This window comes from Leifsonia sp. Y862, assembly GCF_057669585.1.
The window spans coordinates 477,597-496,603 of sequence record NZ_JBYHFR010000001.1; the positions used below are offsets into that span (position 1 = coordinate 477,597).

20 protein-coding genes, 1 tRNA gene and 1 other RNA gene are annotated in these 19,007 nt (G+C 63.6%); 17 read left to right on the plus strand and 5 right to left on the minus strand.

The window, feature by feature from the left end:
• The first annotated feature begins 17 nt into the window (after nucleotides 1-17).
• From AC25Z0_RS02205 to AC25Z0_RS02225, 5 genes are all read left to right on the plus strand, one after another.
• Nucleotides 18-209 (plus strand): hypothetical protein, encoded by a 192-nt coding sequence (locus AC25Z0_RS02205; RefSeq protein WP_488118624.1) that lies wholly within the window; start codon nucleotides 18-20, stop codon nucleotides 207-209.
• Nucleotides 210-217: 8 nt separating this feature from the next.
• Nucleotides 218-634 carry a TadE family protein gene (locus AC25Z0_RS02210; RefSeq protein WP_488118625.1) on the plus strand — a complete coding sequence of 139 codons (417 nt, stop codon included), beginning with the start codon at nucleotides 218-220 and terminating at the stop codon, nucleotides 632-634.
• A 5-nt stretch (nucleotides 635-639) separates the two neighbouring features.
• Nucleotides 640-1,089, plus strand: a complete 450-nt coding sequence (locus AC25Z0_RS02215; protein WP_488118626.1) for a hypothetical protein — start codon at nucleotides 640-642, stop codon at nucleotides 1,087-1,089.
• A complete protein-coding gene (locus AC25Z0_RS02220; protein ID WP_488118627.1) occupies nucleotides 1,086-1,571 on the plus strand; it encodes a pilus assembly protein TadG-related protein in 486 nt (161 codons plus the stop codon). Before AC25Z0_RS02215 ends, AC25Z0_RS02220 begins: the two co-directional genes overlap by 4 nt.
• A gap of 85 nt (nucleotides 1,572-1,656) precedes the next feature.
• Nucleotides 1,657-2,541 (plus strand): EamA family transporter, encoded by an 885-nt coding sequence (locus AC25Z0_RS02225; RefSeq protein ID WP_488118628.1) that lies wholly within the window; start codon nucleotides 1,657-1,659, stop codon nucleotides 2,539-2,541.
• A gap of 66 nt (nucleotides 2,542-2,607) precedes the next feature.
• Here AC25Z0_RS02225 and AC25Z0_RS02230 read toward each other — a convergent pair whose 3' ends face one another.
• Genes AC25Z0_RS02230 through AC25Z0_RS02240 form a run of 3 tightly spaced genes read right to left on the minus strand, consistent with a single transcriptional unit; the run spans nucleotide 2,608 to nucleotide 5,008 of the window.
• A complete protein-coding gene (locus tag AC25Z0_RS02230; RefSeq protein WP_488132165.1) occupies nucleotides 2,608-3,264 on the minus strand; it encodes a pentapeptide repeat-containing protein in 657 nt (218 codons plus the stop codon).
• Nucleotides 3,261-3,710: a nitroreductase family deazaflavin-dependent oxidoreductase gene (locus AC25Z0_RS02235; RefSeq protein WP_488132166.1), complete on the minus strand. Its 450-nt coding sequence runs from the start codon at nucleotides 3,708-3,710 to the stop codon at nucleotides 3,261-3,263. The genes AC25Z0_RS02230 and AC25Z0_RS02235 overlap by 4 nt, the downstream gene beginning before the upstream one ends.
• An 8-nt stretch (nucleotides 3,711-3,718) precedes the next feature.
• Entirely contained in the window at nucleotides 3,719-5,008 is a 1,290-nt protein-coding gene (locus tag AC25Z0_RS02240; protein WP_488132167.1) for an MFS transporter, read from the minus strand.
• Between the two features lie 58 nt (nucleotides 5,009-5,066).
• On the opposite strand from AC25Z0_RS02240, the gene prfB reads away from it, so the two are divergent.
• From prfB to AC25Z0_RS02290, 10 genes are all read left to right on the plus strand, one after another.
• Nucleotides 5,067-6,179 (plus strand): peptide chain release factor 2, encoded by a 1,113-nt coding sequence (gene prfB, locus AC25Z0_RS02245; protein WP_488132168.1) that lies wholly within the window; start codon nucleotides 5,067-5,069, stop codon nucleotides 6,177-6,179.
• 65 nt (nucleotides 6,180-6,244) lie between these two features.
• A complete protein-coding gene (ftsE, locus tag AC25Z0_RS02250) occupies nucleotides 6,245-7,600 on the plus strand; it encodes a cell division ATP-binding protein FtsE (RefSeq protein WP_488132169.1) in 1,356 nt (451 codons plus the stop codon).
• Nucleotides 7,597-8,511, plus strand: a complete 915-nt coding sequence (ftsX, locus tag AC25Z0_RS02255) for a permease-like cell division protein FtsX (protein WP_488118634.1) — start codon at nucleotides 7,597-7,599, stop codon at nucleotides 8,509-8,511. The genes ftsE and ftsX overlap by 4 nt, the downstream gene beginning before the upstream one ends.
• 134 nt (nucleotides 8,512-8,645) lie before the next feature.
• Nucleotides 8,646-9,122: an SsrA-binding protein SmpB gene (smpB, locus tag AC25Z0_RS02260; protein ID WP_488118635.1), complete on the plus strand. Its 477-nt coding sequence runs from the start codon at nucleotides 8,646-8,648 to the stop codon at nucleotides 9,120-9,122.
• A 31-nt stretch (nucleotides 9,123-9,153) separates the two neighbouring features.
• Nucleotides 9,154-9,894: a tyrosine-protein phosphatase gene (locus tag AC25Z0_RS02265; RefSeq protein ID WP_488118636.1), complete on the plus strand. Its 741-nt coding sequence runs from the start codon at nucleotides 9,154-9,156 to the stop codon at nucleotides 9,892-9,894.
• 129 nt (nucleotides 9,895-10,023) lie between these two features.
• Nucleotides 10,024-10,410, plus strand: a transfer-messenger RNA (tmRNA) gene (ssrA, locus tag AC25Z0_RS02270).
• Nucleotides 10,411-10,649: 239 nt separating this feature from the next.
• Nucleotides 10,650-10,844, plus strand: coding sequence for a hypothetical protein (locus tag AC25Z0_RS02275; protein WP_488132170.1), 195 nt, complete (start codon nucleotides 10,650-10,652; stop codon nucleotides 10,842-10,844).
• Nucleotides 10,845-11,087: 243 nt separating this feature from the next.
• Nucleotides 11,088-11,684: a hypothetical protein gene (locus tag AC25Z0_RS02280; protein WP_488118637.1), complete on the plus strand. Its 597-nt coding sequence runs from the start codon at nucleotides 11,088-11,090 to the stop codon at nucleotides 11,682-11,684.
• Between the two features lie 51 nt (nucleotides 11,685-11,735).
• Nucleotides 11,736-12,056: a hypothetical protein gene (locus AC25Z0_RS02285; RefSeq protein WP_488132171.1), complete on the plus strand. Its 321-nt coding sequence runs from the start codon at nucleotides 11,736-11,738 to the stop codon at nucleotides 12,054-12,056.
• 36 nt (nucleotides 12,057-12,092) lie between these two features.
• Nucleotides 12,093-12,794 (plus strand): VIT1/CCC1 transporter family protein, encoded by a 702-nt coding sequence (locus AC25Z0_RS02290; protein ID WP_488118639.1) that lies wholly within the window; start codon nucleotides 12,093-12,095, stop codon nucleotides 12,792-12,794.
• Nucleotides 12,795-12,889: 95 nt separating this feature from the next.
• Here AC25Z0_RS02290 and hisN read toward each other — a convergent pair whose 3' ends face one another.
• Nucleotides 12,890-13,687, minus strand: a complete 798-nt coding sequence (hisN, locus tag AC25Z0_RS02295; protein WP_488118640.1) for a histidinol-phosphatase — start codon at nucleotides 13,685-13,687, stop codon at nucleotides 12,890-12,892.
• A 119-nt stretch (nucleotides 13,688-13,806) separates the two neighbouring features.
• On the opposite strand from hisN, the gene AC25Z0_RS02300 reads away from it, so the two are divergent.
• A tRNA-Lys gene (locus tag AC25Z0_RS02300) sits at nucleotides 13,807-13,879 on the plus strand.
• A gap of 263 nt (nucleotides 13,880-14,142) precedes the next feature.
• Here AC25Z0_RS02300 and AC25Z0_RS02305 read toward each other — a convergent pair.
• Nucleotides 14,143-14,340, minus strand: coding sequence for a hypothetical protein (locus AC25Z0_RS02305; RefSeq protein ID WP_488118641.1), 198 nt, complete (start codon nucleotides 14,338-14,340; stop codon nucleotides 14,143-14,145).
• A gap of 94 nt (nucleotides 14,341-14,434) precedes the next feature.
• Between AC25Z0_RS02305 and AC25Z0_RS02310 the strand changes: the two genes are divergently transcribed.
• Entirely contained in the window at nucleotides 14,435-18,964 is a 4,530-nt protein-coding gene (locus tag AC25Z0_RS02310) for a type VII secretion EssC family protein (protein ID WP_488132172.1), read from the plus strand.
• The last annotated feature ends 43 nt before the right edge of the window (nucleotides 18,965-19,007 follow it).

Sequence of the window (19,007 nt, forward strand, 5' to 3'; positions counted from 1 at the left end):
GCGAGAAAGGAATCCTGATGGCCACGATCAACAGCATTGCCACCGACACTTCGCACCACGACAGTCGCCCCGACGAGCGGGGAGATGTCCCCGGCTGGGTGCTCATCACGCTCATGACGGCAGGACTGGTCGTCATCATCTGGGGACTGGCCGGACCGGCGCTCAGCGGTGTGTTCCAACAGGCCATCGATCGCGTCAGCGGATTCTAGATCGCACCATGAAGCCGTTCGCGTCGCCGAATCGGTCGTCGTCTCTGCGCGGGGACGACAGTGGTTCGGCGATCGCTGAATTCGTGATGGTGGTATCGCTCCTGACCTTTTTGACACTCTCCGTGCTGCAATTCGCCTTGGCGCTGCACGTGCGCAACACCGTGCTGGATGCCGCCGCAGAGGGTGCCCGCTACGCCGCGCTCGCGGACGGTGGGCTGGCGGAGGGGGAAGAACGGACCCGTCTGCTCATTACGGCGGCACTGGGCGACAGCTACGCCCGGAACATCGTGGCCACCTTCGGTGAGTCCGCGGGGTACACCAGCGCCGAAGTGCGTGTGGTGACGCCGCTACCGCTGCTTGGACTGCTCGGCTTCGAGTCCGGGCTGAGCGTGGCCGGTCATGCCGCCGTGGAATCGCTGGAGTGAGAGCCATGAGCATCATCAGGGGGCGGATGCCTGACGACACCGGAACAGCATCCCTGGAATTCATCACCGTTGGCATGATCCTGTTGGTGCCGCTGGTCTACCTGGTGCTTGCGCTCTCGGCGGTGCAGAGCGGAGCGCTCGCCGTGGAGGGCGCCGCCAGACAGGCCGCGCGAGCGTACGTGCTGGCACCGAACGAGGCGGAGGGGCGTGCCCGTGTGGCCAGGGCAGTGGATGTCGGTCTCACCGACTACGGGCTGGAGAATACCGACGTGGCAGCCAGCATCGACTGCGAGAATCCCGCTCGATGCCTCATGCCCCAGAGCGCTGTAACGGTGACGGTTCGCATTGTGGTGCCGTTACCTCTGGTTCCCGACATATTCTCCTTCGGCGCGGCGGCGATCCCGGTGGAGGCAACGGCAACGCAGGTCGTCTCTCGGTTCTGGCGGGCGGGATGACCCGCCTGGCACTGCATCGGCGATTCGGGGCGAGGATCAGCTCCGGGGGCCCCGGACGCCCCAGCGACGAGGGCACGATCCTCATCCTGACGATGTTCTTCTGCGCGCTGGCGCTCGTGGTGGTGCTGGTGGTGACGGCAGCGACCTCGCTCTACCTGGAGCGGAAGAGACTGTTCACGCTGGCCGACGGCGCGGCCCTGGCCGGTGCAGAATCGTTTCAGATCGCCGGTATGAGTCTCGACGGCGATCAACTGCAGCCTGTTCTCACGCCGGATGAGGTGCGGGCTGCCGTGCTGGACTATCTGGACTCCGCCTCGCATCCCGACATGGAGGGGCTGACCGTCAGCGAGGCGACGTCGTCGGACGGCGTCAGCGCGACGGTGACGCTGCACGCATACTGGCGACCGCCCGTCGTGGCCTGGGTGTTGCCGGAGGGCGTGCCGCTTGACGTGACCGTGGTCGCCCGGTCGGTGTTCTGGTAGCCGGGCGCGCTCGCATCCGCTTTCGAGTGGCGCTGCATCCCGTACCCTCAAGAGGTGCCATCTAGCGGCCAAGACAGGAGATGGCGTGTCAACCAGGCGTGAACAGACGATCGGTGCGGGAGCACAAATCGTCACCGAAGTCAGCATCAACTTCGGGTCGTCGCTCGCCGGACTAGCCATACCGCTCGTCGGGTCTCCCGTCGTCGTCGCCGTGCGGCAGCTGGTGATGATCATCGTGCTGCTGCCGTTCTACCGGCCGAAGCTGGCGCACCTGGCCTGGCGACGCATCTGGCCGGCCCTGCTGCTCGGTGTGGTGCTCGCCGTGATGAACCTGTCGTTCTACGAGGCCGTCGACATCCTGGGCCTCGGCATGGCAGCCACGCTGGAGTTCCTCGGCCCCCTCACGCTTGCGCTGCTGGGGTCACGCCGACTGCTGGACTTCGTGTGCGCGCTCGCCGCGGCCGGGGGAGTCGTGCTCCTGACCTGGTCTGACACCGAGCCGAACGTGCTCGGCATTGCGCTCGCCCTCGTCGCCGCGGTGTCATGGGCCGGCTACATCCTCTTGACCCGGCGGGTCGGCAAGGACTTCGCCGGACTCGAAGGCATCTCCATCGCCGGGCTGGTGAGCCTCGTGCTCGTGCTGCCGCTGGCGTTGCTCACGGTTGATTACAGCGCGCTCAACTGGGGCGTCATTGGCCTGCTGGCTGCGATCGGATTGCTGTCTTCAGCGTTCCCGTACTCGCTCGACACCTTCATCCTGCGGCGGATCCCGCCCCGGCTCTACGCGATCATTACGAGCTTCGGCCCGGTCATTGCCGCCGTGTTCGGTGTTCTGGTGCTGGGGGAGACCTTCACGCTGCAGCAGCAGATCGCCATCCTGCTGGTGTGCGTCGCCGCCGGAGCGGCCATCGCAACGCAGCGCGAGCGTCCCAAGACCGATCTCGAGCGCACAGCGGATGCCGTGACCTAAGTCACCAGCATCCGCTTACGTCGTACGACGAACGAATTCTTGTGAGACAGAATATTTTTGTCTCGGCTACTCGACGATCACGCCAAGGTGAGCCGCGAAGACCGGCGCGAACAGGCTGAGCTGCGCGTCATCGATCGTGGCACCCTTGAGGCCCTCGATGCCGAGCACGGCGCTGAAGTCGCTTGAGCGCAGATCGACGTCTTTGAACCGTGAGCCAGACACGTCGAGTGTGCCGATGCGGCAGTTCTGCAGTTCGAGGCGCTGCACCGTGGCACTGCTGAGGTCGAGCTCTTCGATGATGCAGTTCGTCAGCAAGACGTCGGTGAGGTTCGCGTTCCGCAGGTTCACAAAATCGAGCTTGGATCCGTCGATCTGCACCGAGCGCATGGTGGCCTCGTAGATCTCCACTGAGCCGAGGCGGGAGTGCTCGATCCGCACATCGCGCCAGCTGGAGCGCGGTGCGCTGAACACGGGCGCCTGCAGGTCGGCGATCACGCACTCGGCGAAGGTCACCCCGCGCAGTTTCGTGTCGTGGATGGAGACGCCCCTGAACTCGCATTCCCGAAACGTCGCCCCTGTAAGGTCGCGACCGTCAAACTCGACCCGGTCGAAGAGCTCACCTTCAGAGTCGCTGCCTGAGCGGAGCAGCGATCCGTCGACAGGCAGGAGGTCATCCAGGACTATCGCGTCGATCGAGGGACTGAGGGTGCCGCTCTTCTTCACTCTGCGCTCTCTGGCAGGCGCTCAAGCACGAAGACGGGAATCTCGCGCTCGGTCTTCGTCTGGTAGTTCGCGTAGTCGGGGTATGCGGCAACGGCGCGCTCCCACCACTCGGCCTTCTCTGCGCCGAAGACTTCGCGGGCAATCATGTCCCACGTCTCCGGGCCGTCCTGCAGTTCAACAACCGGATGCTTGACCACGTTGTAGTACCACACCGGGTTCTTCGGACTGCCGCCGAGTGAGGCCACGATCGCGTATTCGCCGTCGTGTTCGACGCGCATCAGCGCGACCTTCCGCAGCTTGCCGGATTTCGCGCCCACGGTGGTGAGCACAACGACGGGCATTCCCCGCAACGTCGTACCCTTGGTGCCGCCGGAGCTCTCGTACAGCTCGACCTGGTCGCGCACCCATTTTTCCTGGCTTGGTTCGTATTCTCCGTTGAGAGGCATCTCTACATTCAATCAGTCTTCGAGGCCGGCGGCATGCGGCGCGTTGGCGCGTGGGTGATGTACCTGGGGATGTAGCGCCCGAGGAGTACGGCGCCGAACAGCCCGAGCACGCCCATCACGCCGCTGGCCAGCGCGATCGACGCGGCGGCGGTGATCCCGGCTACCGCAAGGGGCGCAGCAGCCCCGCCGAGGTCTGCGGTGAAGCGCCAGGCGCCGAGGAACGGTGCTGGGTCATCCTTGGGTGCCAGGTCGGCGCCGAGGGTCATCAGGATGCCGCTGCCGATGCCGTTTGCCAGGGAGAGGAACATGGCCACGCCGATGAACCAGTCCACGTTCTGGGGGAGGTCGTGCGTGAATGCGAGCACGAGATGTCCGACGCCCAGCCCGATCATCGAGGGCAGGGCACTCCAAATGCGCCCGAAGCGGTCCATGATTTGCCCGCTGACGTAGAACAACGCAAAGTCGATGGCGCCGGCGATGCCGATGATGAGCGCGGTGTCTGGAACGTTGATCCCGATGCTCACCGCCCAGAGCGGAAGGATGACGGTGCGGCTGGCGCGCATCGCCCCGATCAAGCCGGCGCCGGTTCCGAGTTTCACCAGCACCCCGCGGAAGCCCCAGAGGGTTTTGAAAAGTCCCTCCGACTCTTCGGCCGCGAGTTCTTCGCCGGCGCTTCGGACGCTGCCGTCCTTCGCCACCGCGAGCTGCGGCTGGCCGAAGGTGCTCTCGGGGTCTGGCAGCAGCATGAGGATCGTTGCGGCGCCCACGCAGCTCACGATGAACACCCAGAACACGGCTTCTGTGCTGCCGGTGAGGTAGATGAGGCCGGCCGAGATGAACGGTCCGACAAACCAGCCGGCGCGAAAGATGCCACCGAGCGTTGACAGGGCGCGGGCCCGATAGGCGATCGGAACGTAGCTGGTCATGAAGGCATGCCTGGCGAGGGCGAAGACGGCCGTGGCGAGACCGACGATGAAGATGCCGATTCCGAGCACCAGCGGGTTCGGGGCGACCATGCACACGATCACGGCGAGGATCGTCAAAAGGGATGCGCCGATCATGGCGTTGCGTTCCCCGATACGGGACACGATCCATCCGCTCGGAATGTCGCCGACCAGCTCACCGACCATCACCATCGCGGCGATGAGTCCGGCCACCGCGAGGGTGGCGCCAAGGTTGTGCGCCACCACAGGGATCAGGGGGATGATCGCACCCTCGCCGATGGAGAACAGCAGCGTGGGCAGGAATGCGGCAAGTGCGACGGAGCGCATTGTGAAGGGGCGCTCTGGATTGCTCATGACGCTTCGATGCTATGCCAGCAAGAGTTGCGACAGGGGCCGTTAGACTCTCTGTGACATGGATGAGCAGGAATTCTCGGAGCAGATCGCCGCACTGCGGGCCACTTTTGGAGACATCAGATCGGTGATCGACGTCGATCGACTCCGCGCTGAGATCGCCGACCTGAGCGAGCAGGCGGGGGTGCCAGACCTCTGGGATGACACTGAGCGTGCGCAGAAGGTCACCAGCGCGTTGAGCCACCGCCAGTCGGAACTGGCCAAGCTGGAGAGCATCGACTCGCGCCTCGACGACCTCAAGGTGCTGGTGGAGATGGCCTTCGACGGCCAGGGTGATCCGGATTCCGCAGAGGAGGCTGCAGCGGAGCTGAAGAGCATCCAGAAGATCCTCGGCGAGCTCGAAGTGCAGACGCTGCTGAACGGGGAGTTCGATCCGCGCCCGGCCGTCATCACGATCCGCGCAGGCGCCGGTGGCGTTGACGCCGCTGACTTCGCCGAGATGCTCATGCGCATGTACCTGCGCTGGGCCGAACAGCACAAGTACCCGACGAGCGTGCTCGATGTGAGCTACGCAGAAGAAGCCGGAATCAAGTCCACGACGTTTGAAGTTGACGCCCCATACGCGTTCGGCACGCTGAGCGTCGAAGCCGGCACGCACCGCCTGGTGCGGATGAGCCCGTTCAACTCCGCAGGCAAGCGCCAGACCTCGTTTGCCGCGGTCGAGGTAGTGCCGCTGATCGAGCAGACCGAGTCGGTCGAGATTCCCGACAACGACATCCGCGTTGACGTGTTCCGCTCGAGCGGGCCAGGTGGACAGTCTGTCAACACGACTGACTCCGCCGTGCGCATCACCCACCTTCCGACCGGCATCGTGGTGAGCTGCCAGAACGAGAAGAGCCAGATCCAGAACCGCGCGGCGGCACTCCGCGTGCTGCAGTCCCGTCTTCTGCTGGTGCAGCGCGAGCAGGAAGCCGCAACCAAGAAAGAATTCGCCGGAAACATCACCGCCAGCTGGGGCGACCAGATGCGCAGCTACGTTCTCGCGCCGTACCAAATGGTCAAGGATCTCCGCACCGACTACGAGGTCAACAACCCGAGCAACGTGTTCGACGGCGACCTTGACGGCTTCATCGCTGCCGGCATCCGCTGGCGCAAGCAGGCCCCAACAAACTAGCGGTTCGGCTGAATAGGCATGTCGCACTCGCAAATTAGCGGATGCCTGCCTAGGCTCGAAAGGCCATGATCCGCTTTGATCACATCACCAAGCAATATCCGGGTACGAACCGACCGGCCCTGAATTCCATCGACCTCGAAATCCTGCGTGGAGAGTTTGTCTTCCTCGTCGGAGCATCCGGGTCGGGGAAGTCGAGCTGTCTGCGACTTGTGTTGAAGGAGGAGAAGCCGACCAGCGGCAGCATTCACGTGCTGGGGCAGGATCTGCGCTCCATTTCCAACCGCAAGGTGCCGTACTTCCGCCGCAACCTCGGGGTCGTCTTCCAGGACTTCCGACTGCTGCCGAACAAGAGCGTGTACGACAACGTTGCGTTCAGCCTGCAGGTGATCGGTAAATCACGCGGATTCATCCAGGAAGCCGTGCCTGACACGCTGAAGATGGTCGGGCTGGCCGAGAAGGCACAGCGACTTCCGCACGAACTTTCCGGTGGAGAGCAGCAGCGCGTGGCCATCGCCCGCGCCATCGTCAACAAGCCGCAGATTCTCCTCGCCGATGAGCCGACGGGTAACCTCGACCCCACCACGAGCGCCGGAATTATGTCGCTGCTCGAGCGCATCAACGCCGGTGGCACCACCATCCTCATGGCCACCCACGAGGCCGGCATCGTCGACAAGATGCAGCGACGCGTGATCGAGCTGGCCAGTGGCCAGATCGTGCGCGACGAGCGTCAGGGTGGTTACGACCGCACCAGCGCCATCCCCACCGTCGGCGGGGCAACGCCACGCGAGACGATCACGGCGGCTGCACCCGCAGCAGCAACCCCTACGACAGCAACCCCCGCAGCGGCCACGCCAACGGCAGCAACGCCGACAGCCGCTGCACCAACGACAGCACCGACAGCGGCACCGGCACCGGCCACCGCTCCCGAGGCGCCGCCGCGAGCCGAGCCCTCAGCACCGCAGCCGCCAACCGCATACGCTGCACCTGCCGCGTACAGCGGTGTTCCGGCATCCGCTGCCGCTTATCGGGCGCCGATTGGACGCACGACGGTTCCGCCCGCACACGCGGCGTTCGCGCCGCGCGTCGAGGCACCCGCACCGGTGCCAGCTGCGCAGACGGCCCCAGAGCCCGTTGCTCCCTTCGCCCCGGTTGCAGCGCAGACCGTCGAAGAGCAGAAGCACGCGATCGCCGCGGACACCGGGATGCCGTTCCTGCCTCCGACCGAGGCGACACGGCCCGTTGAGCCCGAATCAGACGCCCAGCCTCCGACGGATGCCATGCGTACGATGAGCCGACCGGTTCTGCCGGTCACCCAGCACGAGGTACCAGAGCAGTTGACACTTGCCGAGAAACTGGGCCTGCGGGCGCCAGGAGAGAAGCCTGACCAAACTGGTGAGCAGAATGTAGGGCCCACCCGATGAGACTTGCACTCGTACTCTCCGAAGCCGCGAACGGCTTGCGTCGCAATGCGTCGATGGTGGTCTCCGTCGTTCTGGTGACGTTCATCTCCCTCACCTTTGTCGGCGCCGCGATCCTGCTGCAAATGCAGATCGGCCAGATGAAGAACTTCTGGTACGAGAAGGCGCAGGTGGGCATTTACATGTGCACGGCCATCTCGCCTGGTGAAACGTGTACCGCGGGCGAAGCCACCCAGGAACAGATCGACACGGTGCAGGCGCAGCTAGAGTCACCGACCCTCGCTCCTTTCATCGACAAGTTCTACTTCGAGACCCACGAGCAGGCGTTCGAGAACTTCCAGAAGCAGTTCGCCGGCAACCCGGTCGCCGACTACGTCACGGCCGACCAGCTCAACCAGACGTTCTGGGTGAACCTCGTCGACCCGTCACAGTCAGATGTGCTCGTGGAGAGCCTGTCCGGTGTCGCCGGCGTTGAGAACGTTGCTGACCAGCGGAAGTACCTCGACCAGATCTTCTCTGTTCTCAACGTGGCGAGCTACACCGCGATCGGCATTGCCTCCCTGATGCTGGTGGCCGCCGTGCTCCTGATCGCGACCACCATCCGACTGTCGGCCTTCTCGCGGCGACGCGAGATCGGCATCATGCGATTGGTGGGTGCGTCGAACCGGTTCATCCAAACCCCGTTCATCCTGGAGGGTGTGTTTGCGGCCCTGCTCGGATCGGTACTCGCGGGAGCCGCCATCCTGGGTATCGTGAAATGGTTCGTGCAGGACTTCCTGAGCGCGAGGCTCACCGGGTTCGCCCTGGTCGGGCTGGACGACGCGCTGATCGTGGTGCCCATCCTGCTGGCGCTCGGAGCGGTGCTCGCCGCACTGTCCGCGAACTTCGCCATCAGCCGGTACTTGAAGGTCTAGCGACCACGTTTCAGCGGCAGGGTCCACCGGCGACGCACGACTGCGGCAACTGGCGGCATCCGCTTGCGCGCTAGACTGGTGGGCTGCCCGGCACACGCCGGGCGTTCACAGACATTAGATCGAGGAGAACCTCCGTGCCCAGGGAACGTGGCGAGAAGGTCGTAGCGACCAACCGCAAGGCGCGTCACGACTATCTCATTGAAGACACCTACGAGGCCGGAATGGTGCTCAACGGTACTGAAGTGAAGTCGTTGCGGGCCGGTCGGGCGTCCCTGGTCGACGGTTATGCATTCATCGAATCCGGCGAGGCCTGGCTCGATGCGGTGCACATCCCCGAGTACACGGCCGGAACCTGGACGAACCACCCGCCGCGCCGCAAGCGCAAGCTGCTCCTGCACAAGCAGGAGATCATCAAGATCAGCCACAAGACCAAAGAGGGCGGATACACCCTCATTCCGCTGAAGATCTACTTCAAGGATGGTCGGGCCAAGGTCGAGATTGCGGTCGCCAAGGGTAAGAAAGAATACGACAAGCGCCAGACCCTGCGGGAACGCCAGGACAAGCGCGAATCTGACAGGGCCATTTCGGCACGTAAGAACCTCGGAGACTAATATCCGTCTGAGGTCGGGCAAGGGGAGCTGTATGAACAAAGAAGTTCGATTTCCAGTGGATGGCACGTTCAACTTTCGAGAGCCGGCAGGCTTCCAGGCGACCAACGGGGTCATCCGAAGTGGCGTGCTGTATCGCTCAGACGCGCTCAAAGGGCTGACGGATGCCGGGCGCAGCCAGCTTCTCGATCTGGGCGTGCGCACGATCGTTGACCTGCGCGATGACTTCGAGGTAAAGGTTCAGCCGGATGCCATCGACGACCTCGACATCGATGTAGTGAGCCTGCCGGTCTACGAGGGGACAGCGGCGGCGAACAGCGGGCCAGGAATCACCCTGCCGACGATGTACGAGAGCATGGTGCTTGAACACGGCTCAATGTTGGTGAGTGCGTTGCGTGTCATCGCCGAGCCCGACGACGGCGCGGTGCTCGTGCACTGCACAGCGGGCAAGGATCGCACCGGAATCGTCGTGGCGCTGGCTCTCAGCGCGGTGGGAGTGGCGCGGGAGGTCGTCGTTGCCGACTACGCCATCTCAGAACAGAACCTCCAGGGCGAATGGCTCCACGAGATGCTGGCCCTGGTGGCGCGCTATGGCATCGAGGAGTCGCCAGAGCTGCGCATGATCATGGGCGGTACCCCGCCGGAGGTGATGGCTGGTTTGCTCGAGATGATCGATGACCGCTTCGGCTCTGTGGCCGATTATCTGTTGGCGCAGGGGTTCACCGCCGCGGAGATCGCCCTGCTGGATCGCCGTTTGGTCACGTCGTCGGCATAAAAGGCACTGCCGTTGTGTTGTAGGATGAAAGGCTGCAGCGTGCTGGAACATTCCGGCTCACTGCATTGGTAATTCAACAGCGTGTGACAGTGACCCGCCTCAATGCTCCATAGTGGGCGAGGTGTGCATGGGGATGATCGGTTTCGACATTGCCTGCGCAATTGTGAGAAGCGGGTCGAGGATGCAGGGTTATCTCGTTAACGATCTCTGCAAAACAATAAGTGCCAATTCAAACCGCACTGACTCTGCTTCTGCTTACGCCCTCGCGGCCTAAGTAAAGCAACTATAGAGTCCGTCAGACCGGGAATGCTCTCTACCCGGACCCTGGCGTTATCTAGAGAGCTTGCTTCTACATTGAGCCGCGGGGTGTAGAGGGACTAAAACGAGGGCTGGGCTTGTCGGATTAGGTGCCAGTGGCAAATTCCGGAGCCGAGTAGAACGATTTCACTGGATACACCCGTAGAAGGCACATGACCACAGCAGTGGACGGGGGTTCAATTCCCCCCATCTCCACCATTTGGGTTGCTGTCACACGCTCTTGGCCGAAATGGCCCGCACTCCCCGTGAGTGCGGGCCATTTTTGTGCCCTGCATCTGAGGCCGACCTTCCTCACCAACGACCGTGGCGCTCGAAACCGAGCTTCGCGGTATGAACGCAGCTGCGTGGTAGTTGCAACCCCCGCGAACCTGCGTTCGACCCGCGCGGCGGGGCACTGCCGCGCCTGGCCGGCGCATCCCCACCGCTATGCTCTGCCCATGAGTCAAGTCTTCGGAATCATCCCCGTCCTCTACCTGGTTTTCCTCCTCGCAGGCCTGGTGATCCTGTTCTGGCTGGCGATCACGGCGATCAGGGCGCTGAATGTCTACATCGCGAAGAATCGTATCCAGCGCACTGACCAGCCACGCACTGACCAGCCACGCACTGACCAGCCACGCACTGACCAGCCATAGGGGTGCCGGGTAGACCGCATCCGCATCCGTCAGTACCGTTGGAAAACCCGATGCGCGTACCGGCAACGACGGAGGCAAACCANCGCACTGACCAGCCAGCGCACTGACCAGCCACGCACTGACCAGCCACGCACTGACCAGCCACGCACTGACCAGCCATAGGGGTGCCGGGTAGACCGCATCCGCATCCGTCAGTACCGTTGGAAAACCCGATGCGCGTACCGGCAACGACGGAGGCAAACCATGACGGATGCCGAGGGCATACCCCCTGAGTCAGGGCGCGCCAGCACAGCGCGCGGCAGCACGGGTCAGGACACCACCTCCCAGGACAACGCCCGCTCCGGCCGCAGCCCGTCCATCGTCCTCGTGCTGCGCGCGTACCGCACGGAATACGCGATCTATGGAACCGTGCTCGTCAGCGCCCTCATTGCCGTGGGGTGGAAGTACGACACCGATCTGGATGTGTTGCTGTTCGTCGTCGGCACGATTGGGGTCTTCTGGCTTGCCCACATCTACTCAGGGGTGATCGCCTCCGAGCAGACGGACGGACCACGCGCCACGGCGTTGTGGAAGGCCGCCCTGCACTCTGCCCGTCATTCACTGGGTCTTGTGTTGGCCATGCTCGTGCCTGCAATGTTCCTGCTCGTGGCCACAATCGGCCTACTCGACGAGTACGTGGCGTACTATCTGGCGCTCTGGGTCGGCGTCGTGATCCTGGCGGTGCTCGGCTGGGAGAACTCAACTCGGCGAGGCAATCGCTGGCCGGTGCGCCTCCTCAGCGCGGCCGTCACCTCGGCCCTCGGCTTGGGCGTGATCTGGTTGAGCACGCTGGTGCACTGACCGGCCTGCATTGACTGAGCGGCCTGCACTGTCCGGCCATAGGCTGTGGGGATGAATGCCCCCGCACAGACGCCGCGCAATCGGCTAGAGCTCGTACTTGCCAAGCCTGCCATCGGCTGGTTTCCGAAGCCCACCGTCGTGCTGAACGGTCGTGGACAGCCGGCGCAGTGGGGGAGCGGCACCTGGCAAGTCGATGCGGAGGGGTCAGACGGGTCGGCCACGGCCACGATCCAGGTGTTCCTCTTCAACAGGCTGTGGAAGTACGGCGAGGCGGAATACTCCATGGGCAGCGAGCCGCCGAGAGTGCTCGTCTATTCTGCGCCCTGGCTGCCCTTTCTCCCCGGGAAGCTGCGCGTTCGACCCGAGAGCTAAGCGCAGCGATGCTACTCTCGCGGCGAGAGGTGACGGATGGCTGCATCGGATAAAACGACGACTGTAAGGCGCGCGTCCTGGGTCGATGGCACGATGCTGCGCTCTCGGGTTGTCGATGCCAACGATGGGATCATCGCCACCGCCGGGATCGTGGAGGGGCTCGCCGCCGCTGGAGCCACCGGAATGACCGTGGTCGTTGCGGCCCTGGCGGCGATGGTCGCCGGTGGCATGTCGCTGGGCGCCGCATCGTATGCAGAGGCAGCGATCGAAGCGGATGCCGCCACAGCCGTGCTCGAGCGGGAGAGCAAACGCATCGCCGGTGACCCAGACGCAGAGCTCGCCGAACTGGCGCAGCTCTACGAACGCAAAGGGCTCACGCCAGAGCTGGCCCGCGAGGTGGCCATCGAACTCACCGAACACGACGCGCTGGCCGCGCATGCCGACGCCGAGTACAACATCACGGCCGAGACCCGGCATCGTCCGGTGGTGACCGGCATCCTGGCCGGGGTCTCCTTCGCACTCGGCTCCGGCATCCCGTTGATGAGCGTCGTGCTGGCGCCAGACCACCTGCGAATCCCGGTGACGTTCGGAGCCGCTGTCGTATCGCTCGTCGTGACCTCGCTGGTGGCCGCGCGCCTCGGCGGCACTCGCGTTGCCCGCACGGTAACGCGAACCGTGACCATCGGCGTCGCCACGATGCTGATCACCCTGGCCGGTGGAAGTCTCATCAACCTGTAGGTCGAGTCACCTGTAGGCCGAGTCACCCTGTAGGTAGAGTCACCCCGTAGGGCGGTGAGGCGGCATCCGCTTGGATGCGGCCGACTGTGTCGGACTCAGCTGTGTAGGTGGGCGACGACGCTCTCGTGGAGCAACCCGTTCGTGGCGAGTGAGCTGCCATGGGCGAGGTCGTCGCGGCCGTCGATTGTCGTGAAGCGTCCGCCGGCTTCCTGCACGATCGGGATGAGCGCGGCGATGTCGTACGGCTTGACGTCGAATTCGGCCACGACGTCGAGGAGGCCCTCCGCGAGCATCATGTATGGCCACATGTCGCCATAGGCCCGATCGCGCCACACGGTGCGGGTGAGGCTGATGAGCCGGTCAAGGTAGCCGGCATCGTCCCACTGTTCGATGCTCTGGAAGCTCAGGGATGCGTCACCGAGCTCTGCGACGCCCGACACACGGATTTGGCGAGGCGCTTCGCCGTTCTCCTGGATCCAGGCGCCTGAGCCGGTGGTCGCCCACCAGCGCCTGCCAAGGGCCGGCGCGCTGACGACGCCGACGACGGGCACGCCGTCGATGGCCAGTGAGATGAGCGTTGCCCACACGGGCACGCCGCGCAGAAAGTTAGCGGTGCCGTCGATGGGATCGATGATCCACTGCCGCCGGGCCTCTCCGGTCGTGCCGTATTCCTCACCGAAGAAGGCGTCTGACGGGCGCTCTGTCGTGACCAGGTCGCGGATGGCGCGCTCTACCGCCTGGTCGGCGTCGGTGACAAAGGTGCGGTCCGGCTTGGTGGACACTTCGAGATCGACGGACTTGAAGCGTTCGCGGGAAATGGCATCCGCTGTGTCGGCCAGTTGAATGGCCAGCGCGAGGTCGTCTTCGAGAGTGTAATTTCCGGCGTCAGTCACCCTCCAAGAATAGTCAGGAAGGCGCAACACGCCGACGTGCACGCTCGATTAGCGTCGTCGTGGAATCTGATGCTATTGTTTTACCTCGGCCGGGGTTGTGAACTACGGCCGAAAAGCAAGCACCTCTAGCTCAATTGGCAGAGCAACTGACTCTTAATCAGTGGGTTCCGGGTTCAAGTCCCGGGGGGTGCACAGGCAAGCCCAGGTAGATCTTACGATCTACCTGGGCTTTTTTCTTGCCCTCAAGCACAGCTTTGTCCGGGTTCTCATGCTGATCGCGTACCTGTTCTTCCGTACGTCGCTGACCTTCCTCCTTAGCGCTGTCGTACTCCAACTCGCCGTCCGACTGTTCAGATATCGGTCCATCGAATACACGAACAAAGTGTCCTCCAAGACAGTGTTTCTCGTCCGAAAGCCAAAGGCGCGACCCGACGGTGAATGCAATTTGAGTAGGTTCACGCAGTTGGATTCAGCCGGGATGTCTTATCGCCGGTTCTGACGATTGCGCTCGAGCCAATAGATGATGCCGCGCAGGCACAAATATCATCCATATCTGTCGGAGCATGTTGCACGATGGGCAACGCAGCAGATGTCATGGCATGATCTCGGATAAGCACCAATACTGCGCCGGTGGGCACATCAGTGTTGAACATGTGGCCCTCTTCCGAAAGTAGTTTTGGTTTGAAACTTCGTGTGTCCCTAGCTGAGCACCCCACGGGGCCAAGGCAGCAGAGCAAAGATGTCACCTTGACCGCCGATGTCACGGCGACGGTGGGCGAGGTTGCGCGCGGATTGGTTCGTGCCGGGGCCGGCGATCCTCGGCTCTTGAGCTTTGCCGTTCACCGGCACGCGCCGTTGACTCTCCGGGCAGTGTTCCCAAATCGGCCCGGACTGATCCTGGACGCGGGTGATCCGCTCGGCAAATCTGGCATCCAGTCAGGCAGCATGGTTGAGCCGGTACTTGAGTCGAGCCCAGGCGATGGGCAGCGGACGAAGTCGCCGGTTGCAACGGTAACGGTGCTTTCGGGGGAACAGTCGGGGGTCGCCTTCAGCATCGTGCAGGGCGAGAACTTTATCGGCCGCGACCGGGCAAACCGGGTTGAGCTGCATGACCCAAGCGTGTCGAGACAACATGCGGTGCTGCGTGCGGAAGACGGGGCGCTGACGTTCGAGGACCTGGGTTCTGCGAACAGCAGCTTCCTGCTGGATAGCACGAGTGCCGGTCAGAAACCGGTCACCACGGTACTGATTCAACGAAGTAGCGTCCTCGTGTTGGGTGACGTGCAGGTGCGCATCGAGGTGGGGCCGCCAGCTGTGGCAGGGCCGGACCTTGAGGCGTTCGTTGCGCACTTGCAGTCGCCCCGCGTGGATCCGGTGCACATCCCGGAGCCGATCACTCTTCCTTCTCCGCCTGACCCACCGGAGCCTGCACGCTTCCCGCTGATCGCGATGCTCGCACCGCTGGCGATGGGCGCTGTGCTGTTCATGGTGACGCAGTCTGCCCTCAGCCTGATCTTCATCGCCCTCTCGCCGATCATCATGCTGGGCACCTGGTTTGATAACCGGCTGACGCGTCGGCGGACCTTCCGTGAAAAGCAGAAAGAGTTTGACGAGGGTCTGCGGCTTGCGACGGATGAGCTGACGGTGGCTCGCGACACGGAGCACCAAGCACGCAATCGTGAATCCGTGTCTCCTGCCGAACTGCTGACGCTGCCGTCTCAACCAAATGGGTTGCTGTGGACTCGCCGGCCGGAGCACCGCGCGTTTCTTGAACTGCGCCTCGGAAGGGCGGAGATGCCGAGCCGCAAACAGATCGAGATGCCTGCCAGGGGAAAGATTCCTGTGGAGATCTGGAAGCAGTTGACCGCCGTTCAAGACGAGTTCAGCACCATCGCCGATGTTCCAGTGTTGGAACGACTAGATCGGTGTGGATCTCTGGGCGTCGCGGGTCCGCGGCTCTGGTCGGAGTCGGTGGCGAGGTCCCTGCTCGTACAGCTGCTTGCGCTGCATTCTCCGGCAGATCTTACTTTCACCGTGTTTGCTGATCGAGGGCAGTCGCAGTCGAGTTGGGCCTGGCTCAAGTGGCTCCCGCATGCCGATTCAGCGTATAGTCCGCTTCCGGTGCCTCACCTCGCCGACGATGAGCGCAGCTCGGCAGTCCTGCTGACCGCGCTCGAAGGTTTGATCGCGACGCGTGCGACCGCTGCTCGCGGTGCGACGGTCAGGTCACGAGTGGATGACAGTGCGTCCGATTCGAGCGAACGGCTCGCACCGGTGTCCTCGCCGGCGCCGACACCGGCCGTCGTTGTGCTCGTGCTTGCTGACTCAGAAGTTGAGCGCGCCCGGCTGGTTGGGCTCGCGGAAGACGGTGCCGACGTTGGAGTGCACCTCATCTGGGTTGCCGAGCACTTGGGCGCGGTACCTGCTGCGTGCCGCACGACAGTTGAGGTGCAGGACAACACCTGGCGGGTGCACTTTGTGCGTCAGGGCGAGATGGTGGCCCTGAGCCAAATCGATGCTGTGGACGCGCCGGTTGCCGAGACGTTTGGGCGGGCGATCGCACCGTTTGTGGATGCCGGTGCGCGAGTGCTTGATGAGAGTGATTTCCCGCGTTCTGTGACACTTGGACAGATTTTGCCGCGCGATGTGATGGGTGCCAGTGAGGCGGTGCTCTCTAACTGGCGTTCCACAGACAGCCTGGTGTCGCACTGGGAGTCGGGCCGGGAACGCGAGCCGGGTCAGCTCACAGCGGTTGTCGGGCAAGGTGGTGCAGGAACGGTCGCGCTCGATCTGCGCGTACATGGCCCGCACGCGTTGGTCGGTGGCACGACAGGATCTGGCAAATCGGAGTTCTTGCAGACCTGGATCTTGTCGTTGGCTGCGCAATATTCACCGGACCGGCTGACGTTCTTGCTCGTTGACTACAAGGGTGGTGCCGCATTCGCAGAATGCACGACCCTTCCGCATACGGTCGGCCTGGTTACCGACCTCAACACCCACCTCGTGCGCCGGGCATTGACCTCACTCCGGGCGGAGCTGCGGTATCGGGAGGAGCTGTTGGCTGCGAAGGGAGCGAAGGACCTCATCGCCCTCGAACGCCGATCTGACCCGGACGCCCCGCCGGCGCTCGTGATCGTGATCGACGAATTTGCTGCGTTGGTGAGCGAGATCCCTGAGTTCGTGGACGGTGTGATTGATGTGGCGCAACGAGGTCGCTCGCTCGGCTTACACCTCGTACTGGCGACCCAGCGGCCAGCCGGCGTGATCAAGGACAATCTACGGGCGAACACGAACTTGCGAATCGGGTTGCGCATGGCTGACCCGGCCGACAGCACAGATGTGTTGGGGGTGACGGATGCGGCGGAGTTCGCACCTGACACTCCGGGTCGTGCTGCGGTCAAGATTGGTGCGGGCAGGCTCACCCACTTCCAGACTGGTTACCTCGGCGGCCGCTCTGAAGCCCAGCACCTGGAACCCGTCGAGGTCCGAACGCTGGGTTTCGGCGAGCATGCACCCTGGGCATTGCAGCCGGAGGTGCGAAGCCAGCGTCGCAGCGCGAAGAAGGGTCCCCGCGACATCGAAGTGCTCACTGCGCACATTCAGCAAGCCGCAACGGGAGCGCAGGTGTCATCGCCACGCAAACCCTGGGTAGACCAACTGCCAGAGACTGTCTCGCTCGAGGCGCTTCTCGTGCCACGGCCTGCCATGGACCGCTCTTCACAGGCACAAGGCGGCCCGTTGAGCATCATTGCCGGACTGATTGATGAGCCGCATCTGCAACGCCAGTCGCCGTACATCTGCGGGCTCGGCGAGGTGGGCAACGTTGCGATTTATGGTGGCGGTGGAAGCGGAAAGACAACCGCACTTCTGACGATCGCGGCCGCGACGATCGCGGCCGACCCCAGCACTCACATCTATGGCATTGATGCGAGCGGTGGCCGACTGGACATTCTCGCGCAGCTTCCCAATACAGGCGACATCCTTCTAAGCGACGAGCGCGACCGGGTTGTTCGCCTGCTCAGAATGTTGCGCTCCCTTGTAGTCGACCGTGCCGCCGCACAGCTGGCTTCGCCGCCGGTGCTGCTCCTTATTGATGGATTCTCGGCTTTCCGGGATGCCTATGAACACCTCGGAGGCGGGGCAGACCCATTCGCAGACCTTGTGGAGATCACTCGGTCGGGCCGAAATGTCGGCGTTCACGTTGTCTTCACGTCAGAGCGCGCAAGCGGGTTCCCCGCGTCACTGGCCTCAAGCATCCCGGAGCGCCTGGTTCTCCGGCTGGCCGCTGAGAGTGACTATCAGATGCTCGGCGTCTCAGCTGGCATCTTCGAGGGCGCTCCCGCGGGCCGCGCCGTTCGTATTGGTGCAGACGACGAGATCCAACTCGCGGTCCCCGGGGCAAGTAATGATCCCGCGGACACAGATGCGGCGTTTGCACGGTTGGCCGATCAGCAGCGTTTGGTGCCAGGGCTTGCGCCTGCGCCGGTGCCCCGCATCCCGGAGGCGATTCAGAGAATTGACCTGAGGGCGCCCGCGCTGGCGGGTGCGCCCTTTGCGATCGACACCGTGCAACTCCAACCTTTCGCCGCTCCGAATGGCGGATTCCTGCTGGTCACGGGGCCGGCCGGTTCTGGCCGAACAACAGCGATCGCTTCACTTCTGGAAGCGTTTGAAGTACAAGCTCGTGCGGCGGGGCAGCTGCTTGATGCGGTCCTCATTTCCCCGAATCGATCGACTCTGCGTCACCTGCCGATCTGGCAGGAGATCGCTGATTCGCCAGAGCGCCGCGAGGTCGTCATCGAAAACTTGACGCGGTCCCTGGGTGGAAGCGCGCCCGCCGCTGTTGGCTTGTCTCTTTTGCCGCTGATCGGTACAAGCCTTCCTCTCGCCGCAACACCGCCCGCTGAACCAGTGACTGCACCGGAATTCCCAATGCCGGGACATCGTGGGGTGGTTGTGATCGAAGACATCGGTGGGTTTGACGGAAGCGGCAATGAGCGTGCTCTGGCCCAGCTCCTCAAACTTCTGCGTCGGAGCGAGCTGACCGTCATCGTCGAGGGTGAAAACGCGACGCTGGGCACAGTGTGGGAGCTTGCGAGTCCGCTGCGCGGGGCCCGCTGGGCACTTGCTCTGCAGCCTGACGCCAACGACGCGCCGAGCGTGTTCACGACCCCATTCACCCATGCGCGTCGCGCGAACTTCCCACCGGGCCGAGGCTTCCTCATCGAAAGCGGAAAACTCACCGGGGTGCACATTGCGCTGCCGGCACGTTTGTGATGCGACGCATCTGTTCAGGTAACTTGTGCAGATGAACACGGCG